This window comes from uncultured Maribacter sp. (genome assembly GCF_963975365.1).
GTDB lineage: Bacteria > Bacteroidota > Bacteroidia > Flavobacteriales > Flavobacteriaceae > Maribacter.
Window position 1 is genome coordinate 37,375 of the sequence record NZ_CAXBGF010000013.1, and the last position, 23,664, is coordinate 61,038.

19 protein-coding genes and 1 pseudogene are annotated in these 23,664 nt (G+C 36.6%); 9 read left to right on the forward strand and 11 right to left on the reverse strand.

What is annotated here, in order from left to right; genetic code table 11:
* Positions 1 to 53: 53 nt before the first annotated feature.
* Positions 54 to 1,625 carry an IS1182 family transposase gene (locus tag AACZ49_RS14025; RefSeq protein ID WP_339656102.1) on the reverse strand — a complete coding sequence of 524 codons (1,572 nt, stop codon included), beginning with the start codon at positions 1,623 to 1,625 and terminating at the stop codon, positions 54 to 56.
* Positions 1,626 to 1,847: 222 nt separating this feature from the next.
* On the opposite strand from AACZ49_RS14025, the pseudogene AACZ49_RS14030 reads away from it, so the two are divergent.
* The 8 genes and pseudogenes from AACZ49_RS14030 (at position 1,848) to AACZ49_RS14065 (ending at position 9,119) form a co-directional block, all read left to right on the forward strand.
* A pseudogene (locus AACZ49_RS14030) lies at positions 1,848 to 2,564 on the forward strand (DUF6090 family protein).
* 174 nt (positions 2,565 to 2,738) lie between these two features.
* Positions 2,739 to 3,500 carry a hypothetical protein gene (locus AACZ49_RS14035; RefSeq protein ID WP_339656105.1) on the forward strand — a complete coding sequence of 254 codons (762 nt, stop codon included), beginning with the start codon at positions 2,739 to 2,741 and terminating at the stop codon, positions 3,498 to 3,500.
* A gap of 914 nt (positions 3,501 to 4,414) precedes the next feature.
* On the forward strand, positions 4,415 to 4,960 hold the full coding sequence (locus AACZ49_RS14040; protein WP_339656108.1) for a pyridoxamine 5'-phosphate oxidase family protein: 546 nt from the start codon (positions 4,415 to 4,417) through the stop codon (positions 4,958 to 4,960).
* A 53-nt stretch (positions 4,961 to 5,013) separates the two neighbouring features.
* Positions 5,014 to 5,415 carry a VOC family protein gene (locus tag AACZ49_RS14045; RefSeq protein WP_339656110.1) on the forward strand — a complete coding sequence of 134 codons (402 nt, stop codon included), beginning with the start codon at positions 5,014 to 5,016 and terminating at the stop codon, positions 5,413 to 5,415.
* A gap of 395 nt (positions 5,416 to 5,810) precedes the next feature.
* Positions 5,811 to 6,041: a hypothetical protein gene (locus AACZ49_RS14050; RefSeq protein ID WP_339656112.1), complete on the forward strand. Its 231-nt coding sequence runs from the start codon at positions 5,811 to 5,813 to the stop codon at positions 6,039 to 6,041.
* A 237-nt stretch (positions 6,042 to 6,278) separates the two neighbouring features.
* Positions 6,279 to 7,460 carry a PQQ-dependent sugar dehydrogenase gene (locus AACZ49_RS14055; protein ID WP_339656115.1) on the forward strand — a complete coding sequence of 394 codons (1,182 nt, stop codon included), beginning with the start codon at positions 6,279 to 6,281 and terminating at the stop codon, positions 7,458 to 7,460.
* Between the two features lie 81 nt (positions 7,461 to 7,541).
* Positions 7,542 to 8,441, forward strand: coding sequence for a sterol desaturase family protein (locus AACZ49_RS14060; RefSeq protein ID WP_339656118.1), 900 nt, complete (start codon positions 7,542 to 7,544; stop codon positions 8,439 to 8,441).
* Positions 8,442 to 8,498: 57 nt separating this feature from the next.
* Positions 8,499 to 9,119 (forward strand): DUF998 domain-containing protein, encoded by a 621-nt coding sequence (locus AACZ49_RS14065; protein ID WP_339656120.1) that lies wholly within the window; start codon positions 8,499 to 8,501, stop codon positions 9,117 to 9,119.
* Between the two features lie 51 nt (positions 9,120 to 9,170).
* Here AACZ49_RS14065 and AACZ49_RS14070 read toward each other — a convergent pair whose 3' ends face one another.
* The 4 genes from AACZ49_RS14070 to AACZ49_RS14085 all read right to left on the reverse strand — a co-directional run bounded on the left by AACZ49_RS14070 (position 9,171) and on the right by AACZ49_RS14085 (position 13,380).
* Positions 9,171 to 10,415 carry an amidohydrolase family protein gene (locus tag AACZ49_RS14070; protein ID WP_339656123.1) on the reverse strand — a complete coding sequence of 415 codons (1,245 nt, stop codon included), beginning with the start codon at positions 10,413 to 10,415 and terminating at the stop codon, positions 9,171 to 9,173.
* 13 nt (positions 10,416 to 10,428) lie between these two features.
* Positions 10,429 to 11,859, reverse strand: a complete 1,431-nt coding sequence (locus AACZ49_RS14075; protein ID WP_339656125.1) for an amidohydrolase family protein — start codon at positions 11,857 to 11,859, stop codon at positions 10,429 to 10,431.
* Positions 11,860 to 11,893: 34 nt separating this feature from the next.
* Positions 11,894 to 12,661 (reverse strand): CDP-alcohol phosphatidyltransferase family protein, encoded by a 768-nt coding sequence (locus tag AACZ49_RS14080; RefSeq protein ID WP_339656128.1) that lies wholly within the window; start codon positions 12,659 to 12,661, stop codon positions 11,894 to 11,896.
* 137 nt (positions 12,662 to 12,798) lie between these two features.
* Complete coding sequence (locus AACZ49_RS14085; RefSeq protein WP_339656130.1) at positions 12,799 to 13,380, reverse strand: YdeI/OmpD-associated family protein; 582 nt, start codon at positions 13,378 to 13,380, stop codon at positions 12,799 to 12,801.
* Positions 13,381 to 13,505: 125 nt separating this feature from the next.
* Here AACZ49_RS14085 and AACZ49_RS14090 point away from each other — a divergent pair, with 125 nt between their 5' ends.
* Positions 13,506 to 16,901, forward strand: a complete 3,396-nt coding sequence (locus AACZ49_RS14090) for a ThuA domain-containing protein (protein WP_339656132.1) — start codon at positions 13,506 to 13,508, stop codon at positions 16,899 to 16,901.
* Positions 16,902 to 17,002: 101 nt separating this feature from the next.
* On the opposite strand, the gene AACZ49_RS14095 is transcribed toward AACZ49_RS14090, so the two are convergent.
* From AACZ49_RS14095 to AACZ49_RS14120, 6 genes are all read right to left on the reverse strand, one after another.
* Positions 17,003 to 17,473, reverse strand: coding sequence for a GAF domain-containing protein (locus AACZ49_RS14095; RefSeq protein WP_339656133.1), 471 nt, complete (start codon positions 17,471 to 17,473; stop codon positions 17,003 to 17,005).
* A gap of 94 nt (positions 17,474 to 17,567) precedes the next feature.
* Complete coding sequence (locus AACZ49_RS14100) at positions 17,568 to 18,173, reverse strand: YkgJ family cysteine cluster protein (protein WP_339656135.1); 606 nt, start codon at positions 18,171 to 18,173, stop codon at positions 17,568 to 17,570.
* Positions 18,174 to 18,564: 391 nt separating this feature from the next.
* On the reverse strand, positions 18,565 to 18,816 hold the full coding sequence (locus tag AACZ49_RS14105; RefSeq protein WP_339656137.1) for a hypothetical protein: 252 nt from the start codon (positions 18,814 to 18,816) through the stop codon (positions 18,565 to 18,567).
* Between the two features lie 463 nt (positions 18,817 to 19,279).
* Positions 19,280 to 20,890: a M1 family metallopeptidase gene (locus AACZ49_RS14110; protein WP_339656140.1), complete on the reverse strand. Its 1,611-nt coding sequence runs from the start codon at positions 20,888 to 20,890 to the stop codon at positions 19,280 to 19,282.
* A gap of 51 nt (positions 20,891 to 20,941) precedes the next feature.
* A complete protein-coding gene (locus tag AACZ49_RS14115; protein ID WP_339656142.1) occupies positions 20,942 to 22,273 on the reverse strand; it encodes a M28 family peptidase in 1,332 nt (443 codons plus the stop codon).
* A 223-nt stretch (positions 22,274 to 22,496) separates the two neighbouring features.
* A complete protein-coding gene (locus AACZ49_RS14120) occupies positions 22,497 to 23,663 on the reverse strand; it encodes an MFS transporter (protein ID WP_339656144.1) in 1,167 nt (388 codons plus the stop codon).
* Position 23,664 lies beyond the last annotated feature (1 nt).

Genomic DNA, 23,664 nt, shown 5'->3' on the forward strand with positions numbered 1-23,664 from the left:
GGTCAAATAATAGATGAACATCAGCCTCTTTGCGGGGCTTTTTTCTTTTCAGGTCAGAAGTAGTAATGCAATTTTCGAGGATTTGGGCAAGACCCAAATAGCAATCGAAGGATACTTTTCACCAATGCCGCCAAAGCAAGTTTCCCCGCCCCGCTATTTACCCGTTTCCCTTCGAATTTCAGGTACTTCTTCAGGTTGTACGCGATGGCCGATAGGTGCATCACCTTGTTGGCCTGTGCGAGCCCAATGGTATTTATCTTTCGTAGGCCCATGAACTGGGTCAGGGTGCCGAACACGGGTTCCACCGTACTCTGGCGCTTGCCCTTCATGTACCTGCCCTGTGGACTCTCCACCCTTGCGATGTTGCGTTCGTATTCTTCGCGGTAGTAGGTGACGCTGAACTTCTTCTCCTGTGCACTTTTGCCCAGACAGGCACTGCGTAAAGGACAATCGATACAGACATGCTTTCTTGCACGGTACTCCTTCTTCTTGGTACCCGTCCGGTAATCGTTGAACACCTTGGTGAAAGGGATCACCTTGCCCTGGGGACAAACGTAATGGTCCGCCGTTTCAATATATTCGAAGCCCGTTGGCCCGCCCTTGTAGGTGCCATGCGGGGGAATGAAACTTTTAAGGTTCCTTTGTTCCAGCATCGCGTAATTTTCCCCGCTACTGTAGCCCGTGTCGGCCACGCAGTTCTCCCATACAAGGCCTTGCTTCCACAACCGTTTCTTAAGTCTATCGACGATATCGGGCAACTGCTGGTTGTCCTTGCCATCGGCATGATAGGCCCTGATATCGGTGATCACATGATGTGCCGTATCCACGCTCAGTTGTGAGAGGTAGTTCAGCTTTCTCGCCTTCCCGGGCTTGACGCTGATCCGCGCATCGGGGTCGGTGGGACTGTAATGGGTCTTGTTGCTGGTGTACTTGCTCCCCTTGTTGCCGGCACCGGGGCGTTGGTCCTGGTCCTTCGCCCACTTCTTGTTACGGCCCTTTATAGCGGACAGTTCCCTATCGTTGGCCGTAACACTGCGCTGGCCCCTATCGGACCTGTCGCCCTTGCTCTTGCGATGGGGTTCCTCTTTGTCAATCGAACTAAGGGCACGTACCTTCCTTAGATGTGCGTCCAGGTCCTCCTGCGGCACCTTCAGCTCCAGGGTGTCCATACTGGCATTGGCCTTCACGGGGGCCGAATCTATCGCCTGGGTATGGCCGCCCACCATGCCCTTTTCCACGCACATGGCCAGCACCTTGGTGAAGACTTCCTCGAACACCGCTTCCGGGAACAGTTGCCGCGTACGGCTTATCGTACTGTGCCATGGCAGTTCCTCGTCGATATCGTAACCTATGAAGAACAGGATGTCCAAACGCATCGAACAATGGTCGATGAGTTTTCGGTCGCTGATGATGTTCTCGAGATATCCCACCAGACACAGCTTGAAGAACACAACCGGGTCGATGCTCTTCTGGCCGCTCTCCCCGTAATGACCCTTGGTCAGCGGATAGAGGAAGTCAAGGTCGATGGCACCTTTTAAGCGTCTATAAAAATTGTCCTTTGGTATACGTTCGCTAAGCTGGAAGCTTGCGAACAGCTTTTCTTGGTAATCCTTTTTTCCCTGCATACCTAAAGTTACGATCGATCCCCGGATCGGCAATGATCATCAACGAGTTTTTTCGCTAACTTGTGCAACAGGCACAATGTGTAAAAATAATAGCCGAAATAGTAGTAAATTCAAGGGTTGTAGCCCGCTTAAACTTTCTTGTAACTTGACAGGAAAGTACCCCGCAGTCGGCTACTATTCTTACACTAAACGTTAGGCTTAATTATGACTAACCATTAATCAATGATAAAATTATTTAGAAATATTCGTCAAAATTTACTTTCAGAAGGGAAAACCGGAAAGTATTTAAAATATGCTCTTGGAGAAATTTTTCTTGTGGTTATTGGAATTTTGATTGCATTATCAATTAGCAATTGGAGCGAGAGAAATAAGACTCAAGAAAAAGTGAATACTTTCATAACAAGTTTAAAATCAGATTTAATAAATGACCTATCCACAATTTCAGATGTTATTAAAATACAAGAAGATAGACTTAAAGCTCTGGAGGAATCGATAGCTCTTTGAAACAATCCCCAACTTAAAGAAATTCTTAAAAATAATCAAACTGAAGAAATAAGTATAGGGAGAAACTGGACATTCTTTCCTGTGGCAGGAGCATATAAAGCTGCTAGCGGAACTGGATTAATAGAAAGCTTGCAAAATGACAACCTGAAAAAGGACATTATAAATCTTTATGAATACTATTACAATAGAATAAATTATAACGGCCAACTTAGTGATGACCGCAATGAATTATTGGAATGGGAAAGCAGGATGTATGCAAACTATTCAAACAGAAAATTATTCTATGACGAAAAAGGATTATTGGATAAAGATTTTTTAAGGCAATTAGTATATGTTGCAAGATTCACCAATGTTTATATAATGCTATCAAACCAAACAAAATCGGCTATTGAAAACACCATTAAATCAATACAGGCATTTGAAGAGAAACTATAACAAATAAAAAATAACGAAAGCACAACAGCTTATAAAATTAATTGCAAGTGCAAGCCTACCTATGAAAATCCTTGCAGATTTTTAGTTTGGTTTGTACTTGCGTAGTTAAGTACTAAACCACGCAACTATTCATAGCCACAACAGTTGTGCTTGATGATAACCAACCAATAATCAATGATAAAATTCTTTAGAAAAATCCGTCTAAATTTACTTTCAGAAGGCAAAACAGTGAATTACCTCAAATATGCCATTGGTGAGATTATATTAGTAATGATAGGTATCTTATTGGCTCTACAAGTGAATAATTGGAATGAAAATAGAAAGCAATTAATTGCAGAACAAAAAATTCTAATTAGTTTACAAAAAGAATTGGAAACCAATAAAAACAACCTTTCCTTTTATATAAAGAAATACGAAAAGCAATATGAAAATGGTGTTTATTTATTGTCATTATTCTCTAAATATAGCGATACTACACCAACCCTTACTTTAGATAAAGCTTTAGGCAGTATAGAAGAGACATACACTTTTGAAGCAAGCGATGGTATTATTAATTCCATTATTGCATCTGGGCAAATAGACATTATACAAAATACAGAATTAAAGTCAATGATAACCTCTTTTAATGGTGCTGTTATAAACGCTACTCAAGAAGTTGAAAACGTTACGTTATTACTCCATAACCGTCTTTGGCCCACTATTGAAGGTAAAATAAACAGTGCAAATAGGAGTAGAACTTATGAAGGTTTTACTGACTTTCCAAAAGGTTCGTATCCTTCAGATTATACATGGTTTTTTAAATCAAAAGAAATAGAAGATATTATAGGCAACATAACAAGCTGGCATAAAACTATTTATACAGACCAGAATAATCTAATGCAAATAATAGATAAAATGCTTTTGATGACAAAACAAGAAATAAATGCTAACGAATGATAAAATTCTTTCGAAAAATTAGATAAAACTTGCTTTCAAAAGAAAAAACTGGAAAGTATCTCAAATATGCAATTGGTGAAATTCTTCTGGTCATTATTGGAATTCTCATAGCAGTATTCTCATCTAGATTTCAGGAGGGCGGTTCATCATCTTTTTTATGATATTCGAAGATATGGTTTAGAAGAAGAAAAAAAAATAAAGACAACTCTAAACCAAATTATTGAATTAATAGATCAGAATATTGAAAAATATCGAAAGCACAACAATGCATATCTTAAATAGGCGAAACAGTTATAAAATAAAGACTTTATCTCGTATAGCACTTTATTCTTAATTGAAGGTTTTGGCGCTTCAAAATTGCCAACTTTTCATATACTTACCGTTTTTTTTTACTTTAGTCATCAATTTTAAATAAGAATTTCAAAATAAATAATTCACGTCTCAGTGCCCCCCCCCATTCCTTTATAGTACTGTTTTTAGGAATTTTATCATGTTCAGATTCAAAAGAAGGGGATTGGGATAACAACATAAAACTATCCCAAAAAAGAATTTCAATTTTCTTCGAAACAAAGCGATGCCGAAATAACAACCAAAGGTTCGGGATGGTGGATTAGCGGTATTTCTTTGAATGATGAAATAATTGACTAAACAGAAGTTGATAGGACTAAAGAAAACTGTACCATTGACCAACCTGAATTCTCCATAGAAAGAAAAAATTAAACCGAGATTTATATCTCGATGGCTCAAAACCCAATTGAAGAAGATGGGATTTTAGTTATAAGTCTTCAAGCAGGTAATTATTTTGACACTTTTCAAATTACACAATTAGGTAATTGAATTAAAAGGTATTGAATGGTTGCTTTAGTTACATTCGGCATACTTTATTTCTAAATTAGCAAAATTTAAACTTGAACATGGGAAAGAAATTAGAATTTATTACTCCTGAATTGATGAAATTCATTGAAAATCAAAAGATTTTTTTTGTAGGGACAGCTGCAGCTGAAGGCAATGTAAATGTGTCCCCAAAAGGAACAGATTCTTTTAGAGTAATCGATAAGAATAAAATCGTATGGTTGAATTTAACAGGCAGTGGCAATGAAACTGCCGCACATTTGTTGAAGAATAAGAGAATGACCATAATGTTCTGCGCCTTTGAAGGTAAACCTATGATTCTAAGACTGTATGGAGAAGCCAAAATATACCATAAACGTGATAGTGAGTTTAATGACTTTTCTAGTCTCTTCAATGAAAATGTCGGAGCCCGACAAATAATTGAAATGAAGGTGGATTTGGTACAAACTTCTTGTGGTTTTGCTGTACCCTTTATGGATTTTAAGGAGGAGCGAACAACACTAAATGATTGGGCTGTAAAGCAAGGCGAGGATAAAATTGAAGAATATTGGAAAAATAAAAATAACCAAAGTATAGATGGCTTTGAAACCAATATTCTTGAAGATTAAAAGCTGCCATATATTTTTCAAATCAATATTTTTTCATCAAATAACATAAAAGTATGAAACAGTTCATAGCACGTATAGCTGTAGTAGTCGATGACTATGATAAAGCCATTGAATTTTATACCAAAAAAATGGACTTCTTACTAATTGAAGATACCGATTTAGATGAAGGTAAACGTTGGGTTATTGTGGCGCCACAAGGTTCAAATGAATGCGCTTTGGTATTGGCAAAAGCAGACGGCGATGAACAGGCTTCACGTGTTGGTAACCAAACTGGCGGTCGAGTTTTTTTATTTCTGTATACTGATAATTTTTGGAGAGATTATTATAAAATGGTTGAAAGGGGTATAAAATTTAGTCGAGAACCAGAAAAGAAGCCTTACGGTATGGTTGCCGTTTTTAAAGATTTATATGGTAATATGTGGGATCTTTTAGAGCCTATTGAAAGTGAAGAGTAGCCTAAGTCATTTTGATATCAAATAGAAATAATAAAATTTATTAAGAATATTTTCAATTTTACGGGTAGTAAACAGCCGAAAGAGTTTTTATTCTAACCTGGTATTAATTGGGTGAAAAAAATTACGCTGTGGTATGGGAAAATCGGAGATTCAAATTAATAAAATAATATTAAGCGATTATCCTTTTGAGCCATCTTTTGCTTACCTAACAAAATTAGTTAGGCTCAAAATATTAAATCGATTTCTTTGGAATTTGGAGTATGTAAAGTATTTATAGACAACGATATATTCTTTGTTACTGCAGAGAAGAAAAAGGTTTTAAACAATTTGCAGAAACCAATAAAATTAAACCCTATGAGTTTAGGCGTAACAGGGATTGGATTTTAGAACCCTACTTGGCTACCGAATTCACTAAAGAAAATGAGTTGCTCATTTTAGAAAGACTTATTGAAAGCGGATTTGAAATAGCCGAAGCTGATACAATTCATAAGGAGGTAAAAGAGCAGATGTATGTTTGTGATTTTGAAACCAAGTTGAGGGATTGGTATAGTTTAAGTTTGTTTTTTATACTTGTTGCAAAGCGTAAGAAATATACTAAAGCAGAGTTTAGGCAATTTTACGAATGATCCATAGAAATTGAAGTCCGTGGTTAGTTTTTTAATTGGGTTATTTCAATAAAAAAACCAAAATATAGATTTTTTGCTTTTTGGTTAAATTTCATTGCAATCGAATAGAAAAATGATTTTATACGTAACAAAATGATTAAAATAGCGTCAAACCGATGTAGCTGTTTAATCATAGCTAGTAACATTTTCATCCGCTATATATGGTTGAGTTATACAAAAAATTAATATTTAAAGATTTTGAAACTAACAACAATTTTACTTGTACAGCTTTTCATAGGCTGTTTAATTAGCTGCCAAAGAAACATAATAAAAGTACCCGATTCACCATATCCAATTAGCGATGACTCTTTTTCAATGGATACTATTGCAACCGGTTTTGTAATACCCTACGGTATTGCCATATTGGAAGAAGATGAATTTTATATCACCGATAGAATTGGTAAACTGTTTCACCTAAAAAACGGAAACAAAACTGAAATATCTGGTATGCCTAGAGTCGCCACTTTTGGCACACCTGGTCTCCCAGCTATCATGCATGGCGGGTTAATGGACATAAGTCTGCATCCTAATTATGCTTCGAACGGATGGGTTTATATTTCCTATTTAGGTGAAGATGGTTTAGCAAAGGTTTCAAGACTAAAAGTACATGATAATACAGCTTCTGATTTTCAGACAATTTTCGCTACAAGACATACCAATTATACCGGTAACGGCATGCGCATAGTTTGGGAAGATGACACTCATTTTTTTCTTAATGTAGGAAACTCCAACTTTTCTACCAGTACAAATCCGATATTAAATGCCCAAGACCTAAATGACGATGCCGGTAAGATTCATAGGGTATTAGAAGATGGGAGTGTACCTGAAGATAATCCAATTTTTAAAGGTTTTACGTCACCATCAACCATTTGGAGTTATGGACATAGAGATGTACAAGGGTTGGTTTTAGATACATTGACCCATACACTTTATGGTATTGAACATGGACCAAAAGGAGGGGATGAATTCAACATTATTGAAAAGGGCAAGAATTACGGTTGGCCCCTTTTTTCATATGGTATTAATTATGACGGAGCTTGGGTGTCCACAATTTCTGAAGATTCGGCAGCCACATTTACCGTTTTTCCCGAACATTATTGGACAGTTCCAACAAATGACGGAGGACAAGCTATTGCACCTGCATGTTTGCTGCAAGTTACAGGAAGTACTATTACCGAATGGAATAATCATTTTCTAATTGGCTCCTTGGCCTTTAGAAGGCTAATGAAATACAATCGTGAATCCGGAAAAACATTTGGTTTGAAGGTAGAAGGTAGGGTAAGAACTATAAAACAACTCCCAAGTGGAGATGTCATTGCATTAATTGAACGCAATGACCTTAGAGAATCTAATGGGATAATTGTGAAAATTTCAGATTGAGAAATAACCTGTTCAATATACTTCGCTAATTGTATCGAATAGATTTTGTAAATTAGGAAAGCAAAATTATTAATCCCTGTGATGCAGATACCAGAAATACCCAATTTAATTCATTACGCCATTCCTTTTTTTGCAGCAACCGTAATTCTTGAGGTACTTTTAACGGTAAAAATTAAGCTTGAGGACTATGAGTATAAAGATGCTGGCACTTCCATTCTTATGGGTTTGGGTAATGTAGCAATCGGCTTACTTACCAAAGGTTTTGCATTAGGTTTATTTTATCTACTATATAATTTTTATCACCTATTCGAGATACCTTTTGCTTGGTGGTCTTGGTTGATATTACTTTTTGCAGAAGACTTTTGCTATTATTGGTTTCATAGAATAAGTCATGAGAGTCGATTTTTTTGGGCAAGCCATGTAGTGCATCATTCTTCAAAAAACTATAATTTAAGTACAGCATTACGACAAACGTGGTCTGGTGGTTTTTATACATTTATCTTTTGGATTCCTTTAATCATTGTAGGCTTTCACCCAGTTATGGTGTTGGTTCAAATGTCCGTTAGTTTAATCTATCAATATTGGATTCATACTGAAATGATTCGTAAAATGCCAAAATGGTTCGAACTCATTTTTAATACTCCGAGTCATCATAGGGTACATCATGCTACGAATCCTCAATACTTAGATAGAAACCATGCAGGTGTTTTTATTATTTGGGATAGGTTTTTCGGCACTTTCGAGCCCGAAGTAGAAAAACCTGTTTACGGCCTAGTGAAAAATATAGATACATACAATCCAGTGAAAATCGCATTTACCGAATGGTATGCTATGTTAAGCGATTTCTTCACTTCAAAAACCTCATTTATGAATAGGTTAAAGTACCTCATAAAACCACCAGGTTGGCGCCATGATGGTAGCAGTGTTCTTTCTTCAGATTTAAGGCGAGATTGGCAAGAGAAAAACAAAATGGATATTTAGCGTAACAAAATCTATTTGGTTTCATCGAAAAGAAATATTACCAACCAAGCTATTAAAATGAGTAATAAAATTGTAGTCTACTTTGGTATTCTTGGAGTAAGTTTATTTGCAATTGCAGCTATTATTGGTCCATTACTAATTGATGATTATAGTGTTATTAGCCAGTATATAAGTGAATCGTTCGCATCTAACACCGAATATGGCTGGTATCTGCAATACATTGGTTATGTGCCAAGCGGAATATTAACCACAATTTTTTGTTTAAGTGCACCAAAATTTTTTCCAACTTCAAGATTGATAAAAACCGGATTTTTCGGCCTTGCCATTTTCTATGGATTAGGAACCATACTTGTGGGATTATTTCCGTGCGATGCAGGATGCCCGACCAAAATCTTACATTCTAGTACCGCACAACTAATTCATAATGCGGCCTCCACACTAACCTATATCTTTCTTCCTATTGGTATTCTGTGTATTGGACTTGGGTTGAAGAAGTTTGAATCTCATCGTCAATTATCTCAAATTGCTCTGGTAACAGGTATTATCAGTGCCATCTTCATTTTTGTCTTGTTCTCTAATCCAGAATCAGGCTATAGAGGTTTTTTGCAAAGAGTAATCGAAACTTCTTTTATTACTTTCATTATTTCAAGTGCACTAAAAATTATGAATAGCAAGTAGATCAAGAAATGTGTTCAGAATTTATATTTTCAACCAACTTTCAACAAGTAATTATTCCTTATAAATCAACCCATCTTTCATTACAAAAGAAACATTCTTCACGTTAGTGATATCTTTAACCGGATTCCCTTTTACAGCGATAATATCGGCAAGAAAACCTTCTTTTAATTTCCCTAGTTGATTTAAATGAAATATGTTGGCGTTGCCAGAAGTGGCAGATTTTAATACGTCTAAAGGCTTCATTCCGTAATCGACCATGAGTTCCATTTCCCGGTAGTTTTCTCCGTGTGTAAAAACACCTACATCGCCTCCAAACACAATCTGTACACCAGAATCTAGGGCCATTTTAAATGATTTACGTTTTTGTTGAATTCGTTCGGGTTCTGGATCAGTTACTTTGTTCCACCCTCGGTATTGGGTAATGGCATCGCCAGCGGCAAGGGTAGGGCATAGGCCTATTCCTTGATCTTTCATCATCTTAAATATTTCAAGCGTTCCGCCATCTCCATGTTCAATGGTTTCTACGCCACCGAGTATCGCTCTTTTCATACCTTCTGGAGTACCTGCATGTGCAACTACATACTTTCCAGCACTCTTTGCTGTAGCCACCATTGCATCAATTTCTTCCTGTAGAAAAGTAGGTTGGGAATCAGCACCTGGTGTCCAACGGTAATCGGCATAGATTTTTATAAGATCAGCCCCATTGCCCATCTGTCTACGCACAGTTTCAATACATTGGTCAAGCCCACTAGCAGCTTCAGCACCAAGAGGAACGGTAACGCCATCATGAAATCCCTTAGGACCGTATGCGCCAGTAGCTACAATGGCAGGGCCTGCAACTAAAAGGCGTGGTCCAATGATGATACCATCATCAATTGTCTTTTTTAAATATACATCGGTATATCCGGCACCTTCGGCACCAAGGTCGCGCATGGTCGTTACTCCCGCCAAAAGTGAATTTTTAGCATGTACGGTTCCTCTAACGGCGCGTTCTACCGGAGATTCTTTTAGCACCTGGTCATTCCAATCCGTTTCATTATATGGGTGCAATAAAACATGTGAATGCCCTTCAATGATTCCTGGCATCAAGGTGGAACCTTGCAATTCAATTTCGGTGCAGTTGGCCGGTTTCGTAAACGCATTACTATTTCCTGCATATGTTATTTGATTTCCTTCAACGAGAACCACCCAATTTTCATGAATTTCGATACCGTCAAATACACGGTCTGGTTTTAAGAGTGTTTGTGCAGAAACAAGGTATATAGAGAATAGACTGAAAAATAAAATGGATTTCATAGAAGTGATAGAATTAATTTAAAATAGCAGTCTTTAAAAGGTTATCTAAATCAGTTTTAGAACGAGCCGTGCCTTTGGTAAACACCATATAAATGTCTTGCGTGTTTTTGATGTTTTCTAGCGGATTAGTATTGAGTAAAACAATATCAGCAATTTTACCTTCTGAAATAGTTCCATAATCTACATCTTGCTTTAAAAATTTAGCTCCATTATAAGCAGATGATCGCAAGGCGTCTAGGGGAGAAATACCCGTTGCGACCAAAGCCTCCATTTCTTTATGTAATGAAATACCAGGATACGTATAGCTGTTGTATGCACCACTATCTGAGCCGGCCAAAAGTGATACTCCATTTTTATTTAAATTATAAGCAAGTTTTCCAAAAAATTGGTCTAATTTTTTTCTGTCCGCAATCTGCTTTTTTGAAGCATTTTTAACGCGATCAATTCTACCTTGATATGTTTTTTGTACGTCTGAACTCATATATTTTAGGTATTCATCTTTTGTATGGTCAACTTCATCTAAATAGCTCAAAACACTACCAATATGCAATGTGGGAACAACAAAGACATTATTTGTTTTTAAATTTTTAAATGTTTTTAGTGCTGTTAAATCTGAAAAAGAGGCTTGTAAAAGAGGCATGGCATCCCAAAACCCAATTTCCTTTGTTATTAGTTTTTGGGTGATTTCCTCCTCATTCGCAGAACATCCTTTCAAAATGTAGTACAAATGCTCAACAGCATCTAAACCGGCATCAATAGTAGCTTCAAGTTGTACCGTAAATGGCATATGGCCCGATGTGATAAGATTTCTTTTTTCTGCATCGCGAATAGTCCTTAGGTAATTTTCACCCGTAATTTTGCTATCGTATATTTTTACGAAATCTGTAGGGATTGATTGCAAAGAGTCTAACGCTTTAGAAATATCTTGATCATTTTCAACTTCTAATGATCCTGCCCATGTGGCACCAGGGCCATCAATTTTTGGTCCTGATGTGAAAATCTTTGGTCCGACCAATTCATTATTTGTAATTGCTTTTTGCCACTTCATCACAGACGAAGTAAGGTCACCACCAGCATCACGTACCGTGGTAATGCCATTTGCTATAAAAAGGTTCAAGAAGTTTTTATTGGCAGCTATTAAAGAATCACCACCTCTAAAGTGAACATGATTATCCCAAAAACCAGGCAGCGCATATTTGCCAGAACCATCGATAGTCGCTGTTGCTTTTGAGCTTGATTTTTCCACAGTATTTTCTATATGAGCTAAACGTCCATCTTTTAAGTAAATAGTTGACAAATCGATTTGTCCTGTTTCTAAATCAATGAGGTTGACGTTTTCTATGGCGACATCATAAGTAATATTAGGTTCTGATGTACATGATAGCATAGTCGCATAGCAAAATATGCTTAGGCTAATTTGTTTGACAGTACTTGATATGGCCATAGTGTTTTTAGTTCGTTTTGAAAGGTAAAAATAATTAGGTATTCAATACTTGTCTTATTAGGATAAAAACAAAAATCAGTAGACTATATCCTATAAAAAAAGGGATTATATATGCTTTTAAATCAAATACTAAAAAAAGCCCAATGAGCAGTAGTTGAAAGCCTAGGCCAAATGTAGAGACCGCTGTCATTAACCAATTGGGTTGATATTTTCCTTTTATGGCATTTTTATCTAGACCATAAATGATACGATCATATGGGCCATAACAAAATGAATAGATACTGTATAGTAGGTCTACAGTTTCTTGATTTTCCCCACTTAGGGCTGTGGGTGTTTTATTCTCAAATACACGACTTGTAGTATCTCCATTATGTTTATTTCTTAAAATCACATAGTAATAATTGTAAAGGGTACCTTGTAATTCTAGGCCAACGAAAGCTATCAATGCAAAGAAAAAAGTACTGTTGGTAGTATACCAAATAGAAAGTATGAAAAGTAGATTAAGTATGAAGTCTGAAATAGAATCAAAGTAACGACCTATATGTGAAGGTGTATTCTTTATTCGCGCAAGTTCACCATCTGCGGCATCGAGAATCGATTTTAAAACAAGAAAAAATAAAGCTGACCAATAAAACCCGTTTAGTATAGAAGCAATTGCCAAAAGTCCGCAGACCGTAAAGGCCAATGTAACGTGTATCGGCGTAATTGTTGTTGTTTTTAAACGGTTGGCAATAATGAAGGCAAAGGGCCTACCGTAATCAGATAGGTCCAGGAACCGATGTTCCTTAGGTAATTTAGACATTTTAAGACATCTTCGGGAAAACCAATAACGGAAACACGTTGGCTTGGTACACCACAAAAGTGAATGCAAAAATAAGGTTTAATTAACAATTATGTAAATAGGGGTAGCGTAGGGGATTAAACAATTTATTTTCTATTTTATCTTCCACCTCCATTTCTGTATTTCTCATTTGCCGTGCATAACCGAATAATTTCGGTAATTCGTTTTAGTCTGGTTTCCTCTCTTTTAGCTTGGTTAAGCCAGTAAAGATAACTCTTACATTGACTTCGGGTAAAATTAGAATAGTTCTCGAATGCTTTGGGGTTCCTATTTAATGCTATTTGTAAGTCTTCGGGTATAACTCCATTTTCAACATTATCTAGTGAAGTCCATGAACCATTTTCCTTAGCTATTTTAATTGATGCTAATCCGGTAGAATGCATAAGTCCTTCAGCTTTCAATTCTTTTATATGATCTTTATTGACTTTACTCCAAACACTTTTAGGTTTTCTAGGACAGAAATATTGTCGTCTTTTACCATTGCCCAGGCTTTTTACGGTGCTATCAATCCATCCATAACAAAGTGCAACACGCACAGCTTCTTCCCATCGCATACTATCATTTTCGTGTGCTACAGTGAAAAATATAAGATATATTCCTTTATGAATCGAATGGTTGATATGTAACCATTCTTTAAATTCTGTATCATTTCTGAAATATAACTCTGGTAATTTTGTCATAATTCATTAATGTAGATAATTTTTTTATTAAAAATACAATGTTTCATTGATAAAGTATTGGATTATAAAGATTCGAACACTATTTTTATAAATTCTTAAATCAACTAAACAACAACATTTTACGTATGAAAAAACTTTTTAATGCGCTGCTTTTGGGCTTTGCGCTTGTTATTGTCTCATGTGGTGGCAATAAACGTGAAGGGGAAGCTAAGGTTTTGGTATTCTCAAAAACCATGGGTTTTAAACATGCTTCAATTCCTGCAGGAATAGTGGCAATTCAAAAATTAGGTCAAGAAAACGGATTTGCCGTAGATACAACCAAAAATGCAGATCTTTTCACAGATGAAAATTTAAAAAACTACTCAGCGGTAATCTTTTTAAGTACTACGGGTAATGTTTTGGACCAGAACCAAGAAGCTGCTTTTGAGCGCTATATTCAAGCAGGTGGAGGTTATGTTGGGGTACATGCCGCAGCAGATACCGAATACGATTGGGGATGGTACAATGATTTGGCTGGTGCTCAATTTTTAAGCCACCCTAGCGGTACACCTAATGCAGATTTTATCATCAAGGACAAAAATTTTGTGGCGACTAAGTTCTTTACAGATTCTGTTTGGAATAGGGATGATGAACTGTATAACTATAAAAAAATAAATTCAGATGTAAATGTCCTGATGACTTTAGATGAATCTTCTTATGAAGGAGGACAGAATGGTGATTTTCATCCAATTGCTTGGTACCATGATTATGATGGAGGCCGTGCTTTTTATACAGGTGCTGGTCATACTAACGAAAGTTTCTCTGAAGATCTGTTTTTAAAACACCTTTTAGGTGGCATACAATATGCCATAGGGGATAATTTGAATTTGGATTATGCTAAGGTAAAATCACAAATACCGCCGGATACTGACCGTTTTGCAAAAGTTGTTTTGAGCGAGGGTCAGTTTTTTGAACCTACGGAAATGACCGTTTTACCTAATGGAGATGTTTTGGTCGCACAAAGAAGGGGAGAGGTAGTTCTTTTTAATAATGAGACCCAGGAATTAAAAGAAGTTGCAAAATTAGATGTGTATTGTAAAACATTAGAGACCCCAGGTGTTAATGCTGAAGAAGGTCTTATGGGCTTACAAAAAGACCCAGACTATGCTAACAATCATTGGATTTACTTGTATTATGCGCCAACTGGTGATAAATGGATAAATCGTCTTTCACGTTTTAAATATATCGATGGTAATTTTGATTTAGCCTCTGAACAGGTTATTTTAGAAATTGATTCTCAAAGAGAAATATGCTGTCATACAGGTGGTTCAATTGCTTTTGGACCTGATAACTTACTTTACTTATCGACCGGAGATAATTCTACACCATTCAACGAAAAGGATGAAAAATATGTAAACAATGGTTTTGCACCATTGAACGATACACCAGGGCACGAGCAGTTCGATGCAAGGCGTACATCTGGAAACACCAATGATCTTCGGGGTAAAATTTTAAGAATAAAAGTGAACGAGGATGGTAGTTATGCTATTCCAGAAGGGAACTTATTCCCAGTAGGAACAGAAAAAACTAGACCTGAGATTTATACAATGGGACATAGAAACCCATATAGAATTTCTGTTGATATTAAAAGAGGGTATGTATATTGGGGAGATGTTGGGCCAGATGCAAGAGCCGATAGTTTAGGTACAAGAGGACCAAAAGGGTATGATGAAATGAACCAAGCACGTAAACCAGGTAACTTTGGTTGGCCTCTGTTTATTGGGGATAATTATGCATATAACCAGTACAATTATGAAACAGGTGAAAGTGGACCAACTTTTGATCCAGAGAAACCAATGAATACTTCTAGAAACAACACTGGTTTAACTGAATTGCCTCCAGCAACCCCTGCGTACGTGTATTACCCATACGATGAGTCAGCTAGTTTTCCACAAACAGGCACTGGTGGTAGAAACGCAATGGCTGGTCCTACGTATTATTCTGACTTATATACAGGAGAGGAGAAGCTTCCTAGTTATTATGACGGTAAAGTAATCATCTATGATTGGATGCGTGGTTGGATGTTCGCCGTACATCTTAAAGAAGATGGTAGTTTTAATAAAATGGAACCTTTTGCACCAGAAGTTAAATTGAACAATTTAATTGATATGGAGGTTGGTCCTAATGGTAAAATATATTTATTGGAATATGGTAGTGGTTGGTTCTCTCAAAATGCCAATTCTGCCTTAGGCTACATAGAGTACAATGGAGGCAACAGACCACCGGTTATTGATGACTTAATTGTTGAAACGACCTCAGGAAAAACACCATTAACTATCAGTGCCAGAGTAGCGGCACATGATCGTGAAGCGGATAACGTTACTTACAAATGGGATTTTGGAAACGGTGAAACCAAGGAGACTACGGAACCAACTGTAAGTTATGCTTATGTAGATGCCGGAGCATATAACTTAAATGTTACCGTTTCTGATGATAAAGGCGCAACTGCCGTAAGTGAAAGTACAAGTATTGTTTCTGGTAACTCTAGACCAGAGGTAAGTATAGAATTAAAAGGAGGTACACCTGCCTTTTATTTGCCAGGTCAAAAAATTGCTTATGCGGTTAGTGTTAGTGATCCAGATGGTGCTACAATAGACGAGAGTAATATTTTTGTAAGTGTAGATTATTTAGAAGGTATGGACAAAGTGGCGATGAATTTAGGTCACCAACAAGTATCTGCTGCAGTTACCGGAAAAGCTTTAACGCAAGCCATGGATTGTAAGACCTGCCATAAAGAAGCAGAGGCTTCCATTGGACCAAACTACAAAGATGTTGCCGAGAAATATAAAAATAGAAGGGATGCGTTGGCCTACCTTCAATCTAGAATTAAAACCGGAGGTAATGGTGTTTGGGGAGAAGTAACTATGCCTGCACACCCTAAAATTACTTCTGAGGAAACAAGACAGATTTCACAGTATATTCTTTCTTTAGCAGCAAACCAAGAAGAAGAAAAATCACTACCGGTTAGTGGAACGATAACCGCAGAAGCATCTGCTCCTGGTAATATGCTGGTTTTAACGGCTAGTTATACTGATGAAGGTGCTGAAGGAACAATTCCATTGACTGGCTCTAAGGCAATTGTTATACCAAGCAGTACTATAGAGTTGACAGAGGCCATAAAAACTGAAGGTATGCAAGCCATGAATTTTGGAGGTATGAATTTAATGTTAATGAATGCTGCGACCGGTTGGTTTGAATTAGCGGATACTTCTTTGAAGACAATAAATTCTTTGACACTAACTGCCGGATGGCAAAGTCCACCAAGTTTGAGTTTCACCTTTGAAATTCATGAAAATACTCCGGATGGACCCGTTATTGGACAGGCTACATTGCCGGCACAACCCGCAGGTTCCCAAGGTACAAAGGTAAACATTCCAATTTCTGGAACTGTATCTGGAGACGGTCCTTATTATGTTACATATAAGGCAGAGGAAGGTAAAGAGGTGACTGCAATAGCACTTACAGGTGCGATGTTCAGATAATACACAGTAAAGCTCTTATTTGTAAAAAGCCCGCTAATAAAGCGGGCTTTTTTAATGGGTATGTTCAAGCGTTCTATTTTTACTACGTATTATAAATAAAACTAACCATTCAATTTTTGACTAATCGACTCACCGATTTTCATCAATAGTTTGGTTTCCGTTTCTGTAAAGTCATAAGGCACCGGTTTAGCTATACCTATAGTACCATATAGTTTTCCTTCGTGAATTAAAGGAGCGGCTAAAGAGCCTTCCATTTTTGTGTCTTTTGCAGATGGTCTTGCAACTCCTGAATCATCTGTTTGTAAGTTACACATTTCCACAGGTGTTCTTCGCTCCGCAGCAATACCGGCCATACCTTTACCAATAGGGATAGTGGATAATTTTGGAATTAGAAATTCAGGAATACCAATTTGCGATTGTAGTTGAAGCAACGATTCATTATCTAAAAAATGCAATGTTCCTGTAGAACAATTAAAATGCTCTAGGGTTGATTTAAGAAGATTTTCCCAATTCGGATTTTCTTTGGATAATTCATTACGTATTGCTTGTGGAATTTCAGCGTATTCACTCATATTTTATCATTTATTGAAGAACCAATTTTTAAAACTAGCTCTTTACTAACCTAATGATAAAGGTACGTATATCTGTTTTTAGAAGAAACCAATTTTAGGCGACTTTTGTTCGTTTCGGTGGTCTTCGGTAAGCATAGTATCCTAAAACAGCATTTATAGCCTTTGCAATAGCTATTCTAATAGGAAATAACTCTTCGCCTAAAGATTCGTCAATAGAACGTAATTGCATATAATAATTACTGATTAACGGAAAATCTTTTCTTGAGGCAATGTGTGACTCCGCTTTAGCAACGGCAACGGGCATTCCCTCTTTTATGGGCTTACATGTTACCAAAGTAGGTTTATCATTTTTATGTAGCATTGCAGAAAATCCGAATAGCCTACAAATGAGTCCGCGATGTGCGTATTCAGAACAGAAGCCTATAGCGCCAGGCGCAAGGATGGTATTTAAAACGGGACATAGAGTAGTTGATTTATCATTGTTAAGAGTGTCGAGCCATTGTTCAGCTTCACCATTCTTAAAAAGATAGTAGGCCAAGGGTAAGAATTCCAAGGCCGATGCATTAATGTCCGGTTTGCTACAGCATTTGCCGCAATTGGGCATGCAGCCCAGTCCTGTGGATTTTTGAAAGGAGTCCACCTCCTTTTCCAAGTGGTTGAAAACACGTTCTACCGCTCGAACTTTTAGGTATATCGACAAAGTCTAATTTAAGACGGTGAAGGTAGGCTAAGTTTAAATGCGATAGCCAAAAACCTGAAGTATTATTGAAAATATTTTAGAATAGCAAAATGATATTTTCGATATAACTTTTTGACTTTAAGAATACTTTGGGTTTAGAAGCGGTCTGTTCTCAAATTTTTTGGATCGTTTCCAAGACGTTCAATTATATTGAAATTAATACCCCCTAATAGGTGTTCTTCGACAGTTAATACTTGAACTTTACATAAAACTGGTTTTGTATTGTTCTTAAAAGTATAGCCTCTAAATCCGCCATCACGGTCTCCGGTAATATTATATCCGATATCTTCAATGATTTCTCAATCTTTAGTATTTTCATTATACCATTTCCATCTATAAAAAGCAGCTTTTTTTAAATCGGTAGGTGCGAAGATGGAATACAATATATACGCACTTTCATTGGGGCATAGCTAAAATCTAATTTGTGTTTTCGCCAAAATACAAATGAATCCTTAGACTCATAGATAACTAGGTAATTGTTATTTTTCAAAGTAATATTGTAGGCTACAATTCCTTTATCTAGAGCCAATGGAACAGGTGGTATAAGTTTTATAAAATAGAATAGATTAATTATACCGTAGATACTCAGTATAATGATAATCATCTTACCTAATTTTATTCTTGTCGCATACTCGGACTTTTACCATGAATAAACATCAATAAAACTAAAGTAACGGTTAAACTGGCTGCTCCTGAAATTAAAAAAATTATAGTATTTAATTTCTTCAAAAAGACAGGAATCATGAAGGTAAAAAAAGTGAAGCGGTCTTTTAAAGGGAAACACTTCTTGAGCAATAGATAACATAAGCACTAGTGCAGACATAAAATCGATAAATCATAGGTGCGATTTATGCGGCCTAAGGTTGATGTGTCAAAAATAAAACCACCAATAAAGAATATTATTGGTGCATACTTTGAGTTCCTTCTAATAAAATTTCTGAAGGCACTTTTTGTAAATCTAACGATTGATCTTTTTATGAAGCCATAGGGTAATAATCGTTACTTGTAAATTAAATAAACAGGGGTTATTGCTCTAATCCTAGTAAAGATGGGCCCAAACAATAAAATTAATTCGATTTTGAATCGATGTAAAAATTTGGGTCTATGGTAATAGTTTTTAATTCTCCTTTAATTTTTTGTTTTTGCCATGTAGTAGTGGGTTCTAACCATATAGGTTTCTCATCAATATAAATACGTAAAGGAAGGGTGAAGCCTTCTACTACATTAGCGTATTTATATAGTAGCTTCTTTCCTTTTGTAGAATACTCGAAAACAGGAATTTTAGTTGTACGCAAATATTGATTAAAGAATGGCCTTAAATCGCGTTTCATTTGCATACTTATGTAATGTTCAATTTGGTCTGTTGTTACTGTTTTATGATAGAACTCTTTATTTAACCCTCTAAGAATCATTCGCCATTTATCATCATCATTAACTACTTGGCGTAGTGTATGTAATATATTTGAACCCTTATAATACATATCACCACTACCTTCATGATTCACATCATAAATACCAATAATTGGCCTGTCATTATTAATGTTTTTACGAATTCCTTGTACGTAAGCATTTGCTGCTTCTGTACCATAATGATAATCTAAAAACAAACTTTCAGAATAACAGGTAAAGCCTTCATGAACCCACATATCAGCAGCATCTTTGTATGTGATATTATTGGCAAACCATTCATGACCGGCTTCATGAACAATAATAAAATCAAATTTTAAACCCCAACCGGATCCTGATAAATCTCTGCCCAAATATCCATTTATATATTGGTTGCCATAGGTAACAGAGCTTTGATGTTCCATGCCCAAATATGGCACTTCCACCAACTTAAATGAATCTTCATAAAACGGGTAGGGGCCAAACCAGTTTTCAAAGGCTTCCATCATTTTTGGTGCATCTTTAAAATGCTTTCTAGCCTTTTCTAAATTATAGTCTAGAACATAGTAATCCATATCTAGGTTTCCCTTTTCGCCATCGTACTTTTCACCAAAATGAACATAATCGCCAATATTGACATTGACACCATAATTGTTGATTGGGTTCGATACAAACCAATGGTACGTGTTTGTATCTTCATCTATCTTTCTTAATCGTCCGTTAGATACATTCATAAGGCCCTTAGGGGCTTTGACACTAATAAGCATACTATCTACTTCATCATACATATGGTCTTTGTTAGGCCACCAAACACTAGCACCTAAACCTTGACATGAAGTTGCCACAAAATCTTTACCGTTTTCATCTTTTTTCCAAGAAAAACCACCATCCCAAGGTGCTTTAACCGCTTCTTTCGGGTGCCCGGAATAAGTAACTATTATTTCGTTAAACTCATCAATTTTTTGCTGTTTCTCTAATTGAATAAAGTGGGCATTACCTTTATTGATTATTTCTAATTCCTTACCATCCTGCGTTACTTTTCCAATTTGCAACGGTAATTGTAAATCAACCTGCAATACTTGATGGGGTTCTAGTACTTTGTAACGAATGGTATTACTACCGCTTATGAATTTGTCATTGGGATTGACCTCGATATCTAAATGATAGTAATTCAAATCCCACCAGGAACGTTCGGGGGTAATACTACCTCTAAGGGTGTCTTGTTCTGTGAACGTTTGCGCTTGACCGAAAGTGAAAAATCCTAAGGCAAGGGCAATTACTATATTTTTCATCCTGTAATGAATTAAATTATTCTTTTAAAATATTTCAATATTAGGCAAATCTTATCTAAATATCCCGTTAGGAAAAACAACAGGACTTTCAAATTCGTTTTCACCTACTGTAGAAACTCCAAAAAAGAAATTGTCAATAACAATACCTTCTAAGGTGAACTCAGTAACATCACCCACATAACGGCTGTTATCCCATGTAGGAGATGTTGTATCTCTCCAGTAGATTTTATATCCTTTGGCCCCGTCAACTTTACTCCATTGAAACTTAGCAGCAGGTTCTACGATACCGCCAATTTTAACCGTTGCTGGTGATGGTGGTGCCCAAGCTAAAGATGCTAGATTAATAGCGTTTACAGCAGTTAATTTAGCAGCATATTTAAAATTTACATGTTCTAAAACATCGCCATAGGCAATACCATCTTCAACACGGATGTCTTGATGCTGTTGAGTATAGTTTTCGTGAGCTTCCATAATACGAATACCTGGAAAACCAGCATCATTAAATGGTCTGTGGTGGCCGCCTCTTCCAAAACGGTCCAATCGATAAATCATCATCGGATTCATTTCGGGCATATACAGCTTTACGTTTTTATGAACGTAACGTGCCAGTTGTCTTGAAACACCGTCAACTTCACCGCCATAAAAACGCCTAGCTTTGCGTTGCTCTTCTGTTTCGGTTGGTGGCACAGGTTCTGAGAAAATTCTAAAATCTACATTACTAACAGTACCATCAACACCAGTGATGTTACCAATCATATCATTATTGAAAATACCGATAATTTCCCAACCTTGATCTTTGGCATATTGCGCAACTCCGCCACCTCCAAAGAGACCTTGTTCTTCACCAGAGAGTCCCATATAAATGATGCTGTTCTCAAATTTATATTTAGAAAGTACTCGGGCAGCTTCAAGGGTACCGGCCATACCACTTGCATTATCATTCGCTCCTGGAGATTCATCAGTATAATTTGTTGGGTCACTTACCCTAGAATCTATATCACCACTCATAATAATAAAGCGATTAGGATATGTAGTACCTTTTTGAATAGCGAGTACATTTACGATCTCTACATCTTTAACAATACGAGGGTTAGCTCCTTTTTCTACCAAATCTTTTTGATAAATAACATTCAAACAGCTATTACAAGCACTTGATGTTTTCTCAAATTCACTTTTAATCCATCTTCTGGCAGCTCCAATACCTCTTGTTTTTGAAATGGTATCGCTTAAAGTATGTCTTGTTCCAAAATTGGCCAGTTTTGTAATATCATTTTCGATACGCTCTGCTGAAACGGCATTGATAATGTCGTAGATACGTTGGTCGGTTTGGGCAGATACTATAAACGATGAGGTCAAAAGACCAATAAGAAGTAATTTTTTCATTTCAAGTTGGTTTATAATTTTAAAATGGTAATTAGTATGATTTTCATTAAAAGGAAGGAAATTTTATTCCTTTGGTAACAATTGTAAATAGCAAATTAAATAGTGTACGATTGTTAAAGGTATTAAACCTACAAAAACAAAAATCGGGAAATGAATTTTATAGTACAATAAATACATTACATTTTCTCATTGATTTTACTTGCGGCAAATTCGATGTTGTGTATTACCTGATCTTCTTAACCATTAGGTTATAAACTCCTAGTATTGGTCCTATGGCCAAGGGAATAAACAGTAGATAAATAGGAATTATGTTTTGAAGTACCCCTAATAGTTGAATACTTAAAATTGTAATGGCAAAACCAATACAATTGACCAATGTAAGTGCTGTTCCTTTTAATTCGGGTGCAACCGAAGAAGCAACGAGACTAGAGAATTGTGGTGAGTCAGCGGTAACGGCAATTCCCCATAAGCACCATCCTAATAAAAAAACAGGAGTTGGCAAAGAGAATAGAAGAGGTGAGATTAAGCATAGTGAACCAGACATTGTTAATGCCATCATCGCTACTTTTTCACTACCTATTTTTTGAGATATCACTCCGCCAAAAGCACAGGACACTCCACCGAGGGCAATTATAATTCCTGTCCATAACGGTATAGATAGTCCACTGCCGGTTTGCTTGTTAAACCAAAAGAGAGCAACTGGGGTAAATGCCCAAAATGCATATAATTCCCACATGTGACCAAAATAACCAAATGCCGATTTTCTGAACTCAGTATTTCTAAAAAGTTTAGGTCCTACAGCTAACTTTAAAGTAGTGCTGCCTATTCTAAACGGACCATTTGGAACTAAAATAAACAAGAGAAAACCTCCGATTGCAGTTATACCAGATGTAATTTTTATAACACTATCTGGATGGTTGGCCAATGGGCTTCCTTTTAATAAAAAAGGAAAAGCGGTTCCTAGAACTAATGCTCCAACCAAAAAACCCAAAGCTTTGCCTAAACCCTTTTCGTAATAATCGGCAGCTATTTTCATCCCTATTGGATAAATACCGGCAAGAAAAAAACCAGTGCTAAATCGCGCTAGCATAAGCCCGATAACACTAAGATTTGGTAAGATTAAAAATAAGTTAGATAGCGATGCTAAAAATGCACAAAGCATGAATACGCGAGATGGTGAAAATCTATCGGCTATCATTAATATAGCGAAAAGCAAGGTGCCGACAATGAAGCCAAATTGAACCGATGATAGTACATAACTAATTATGTCGGTACCAAAATCTAGCTTTTTTGTTAACGATTCTAATATGGCATTGCCTGCAAACCAAGTAGATGTACAGGCAAATTGAGAAAGTATGATGATAGGAAGTATATGCGATTTTTGCTTCACA